At 56.9% G+C, this 2793-nt stretch carries 2 rRNA genes (1 of these 2 running past the window's edge); both read right to left on the bottom strand.

Annotated features, from left to right (window positions below):
• Positions 1–4: 4 nt before the first annotated feature.
• Positions 5–121 (bottom strand): 5S ribosomal RNA (gene rrf / locus JT362_RS35245).
• Between the two features lie 85 nt (positions 122–206).
• Positions 207–2793: ribosomal RNA gene (locus JT362_RS35240) — 23S ribosomal RNA — on the bottom strand (it continues 537 nt past the right edge of the window).

Here is a 2793-nt window from a genome sequence, read left to right as displayed (position 1 = left end):
GAATGCTCGGCGGTGTCCTACTCTCCCACACCCTGTCGAGTGCAGTACCATCGGCGCTGGAGGGCTTAGCTTCCGGGTTCGGAATGGGACCGGGCGTTTCCCCACCGCTATAACCGCCGAAACTCTATGAAACAACCAACACCACACAACAGGTGGTTGGTGCCTCAGAATCACACAGTGGATGCGAACACGTAATTGATCGTTTGTGAGGTAAGTCCTCGGCCTATTAGTACCAGTCAACTCGAACACCTCACGATGCTTCCATCTCTGGCCTATCAACCCAGTCATCTCACTGGGGGCCTTAACCCACAAAGGGGTGGGAGACCTCATCTTGGAACAGGCTTCCCGCTTAGATGCCTTCAGCGGTTATCCCTCCCGAACGTAGCCAACCAGCCATGCCCCTGGCGGGACAACTGGCACACCAGAGGTTCGTCCGTCCCGGTCCTCTCGTACTAGGGACAGCCTTCCTCAAGTCTCCTACGCGCGCGGCGGATAGGGACCGAACTGTCTCACGACGTTCTAAACCCAGCTCGCGTGCCGCTTTAATGGGCGAACAGCCCAACCCTTGGGACCTACTCCAGCCCCAGGATGCGACGAGCCGACATCGAGGTGCCAAACCATGCCGTCGATATGGACTCTTGGGCAAGATCAGCCTGTTATCCCCGGGGTACCTTTTGTCCGTTGAGCGACACCCCTTCCACCAGGTGGTGCCGGATCACTAGTCCCGACTTTCGTCCCTGCTCGACCCGTCAGTCTCACAGTCAAGCTCCCTTGTGCACTTACACTCAACACCTGATTGCCAACCAGGCTGAGGGAACCTTTGGGCGCCTCCGTTACTCTTTGGGAGGCAACCGCCCCAGTTAAACTACCCACCAGGCACTGTCCCTGGACCGGATCACGGTCCGAAGTTAGACACCCAGTACGACCAGAGTGGTATTTCAACGATGACTCCACCCATACTGGCGTATGAGCTTCACAGTCTCCCACCTATCCTACACAAGCCGAACCAAGCACCAATACCAAGCTATAGTAAAGGTCCCGGGGTCTTTCCGTCCTGCCGCGCGTAACGAGCATCTTTACTCGTAGTGCAATTTCGCCGGGCCTGTGGTTGAGACAGCCGAGAAGTCGTTACGCCATTCGTGCAGGTCGGAACTTACCCGACAAGGAATTTCGCTACCTTAGGATGGTTATAGTTACCACCGCCGTTTACTGGCGCTTAAATTCTCAGCTTCGCCACACAAGGTGACTAACCGGTCCTCTTAACGTTCCAGCACCGGGCAGGCGTCAGTCCGTATACATCGTCTTGCGACTTCGCACGGACCTGTGTTTTTAGTAAACAGTCGCTTCTCGCTGGTCTCTGCGGCCGAACAGCCCTAGCCCGCAACGGGGCTTCAAGCCACCCGGCCCCCCTTCTCCCGAAGTTACGGGGGCATTTTGCCGAGTTCCTTAACCACAGTTCACCCGATCGCCTTAGTATTCTCTACCTGACCACCTGTGTCGGTTTGGGGTACGGGCCGCATGAACACTCACTAGAGGCTTTTCTCGGCAGCATGGGATCACTCTACTTCGCCTCATTCGGCTATGCATCACGTCTCAGCCTATTGCACCGCGGATTTGCCTACGGTACGGCCTACACGCTTACACCAGTCACCATCAGCTGGCGGAGCTACCCTCCTGCGTCACCCCATCGTTTGGCTACTACCACCTCAGGTCCCACGCTCCCCCACCAACAACCCGAAGGCCATCGGCAGGTTTGGGTGGTTAGTATCAGTGGGCTCGCCAGGGACGCATTCACACGGGTACGGGAATATCAACCCGTTGTCCATCGACTACGCCTGTCGGCCTCGCCTTAGGTCCCGACTTACCCTGGGCGGATTAACCTGGCCCAGGAACCCTTGGTCATCCGGCGGCAGAGGTTCTCACTCTGCTTTCGCTACTCATGCCTGCATTCTCACTCCCACACCCTCCACCAGTAGTTCACACTCTGGCTTCCCTGGATGCAGGACGCTCCCCTACCCACCCACACCACTACACACCCCAACCGAAGTCGAGGAGCGGATGTATTTGTGTGAGTGACACAGCTTCGGCGGTACGCTTCAGCCCCGCTACATTGTCGGCGCAGGACCACTTGACCAGTGAGCTATTACGCACTCTTTCAAGGGTGGCTGCTTCTAAGCCAACCTCCTGGTTGTCTCGGCAATCCCACATCCTTTACCACTTAGCGCACACTTAGGGGCCTTAGCTGGTGTTCTGGGCTGTTTCCCTCTCGACCACGAACCTTATCGCCCGCAGTCTCACTGCCACACTCTCACACACCGGTATTCGGAGTTTGGTTGATTTCGGTAAGCTTGTAGGCCCCCTAGACCATCCAGTGCTCTACCCCCGGCGTGAAACATGTGACGCTGCACCTAAATGCATTTCGGGGAGAACCAGCTATCACGGAGTTTGATTGGCCTTTCACCCCTACCCACAGCTCATCCCCCAGGTTTTCAACCCTGGTGGGTTCGGGCCTCCACGACGTCTTACCGTCGCTTCACCCTGGCCATGGGTAGATCACCCCGCTTCGGGTCTAGAGCACGCGACTACAACGCCCTATTCAGACTCGCTTTCGCTACGGCTACCCCACACGGGTTAACCTCGCCACGCACCACTAACTCGCAGGCTCATTCTTCAAAAGGCACGCCATCACAGTTGCTACGACTGCTCTGACGGCTTGTAGGCACACGGTTTCAGGTACTCTTTCACTCCCCTCCCGGGGTACTTTTCATCTTTCCCTCACGGTACTAGTCCGCT

Source organism: Actinophytocola gossypii (assembly GCF_025165815.1).
Lineage (GTDB): Bacteria > Actinomycetota > Actinomycetes > Mycobacteriales > Pseudonocardiaceae > Actinophytocola > Actinophytocola gossypii.
This window is presented reverse-complemented; position numbering and strand designations above follow the sequence as displayed.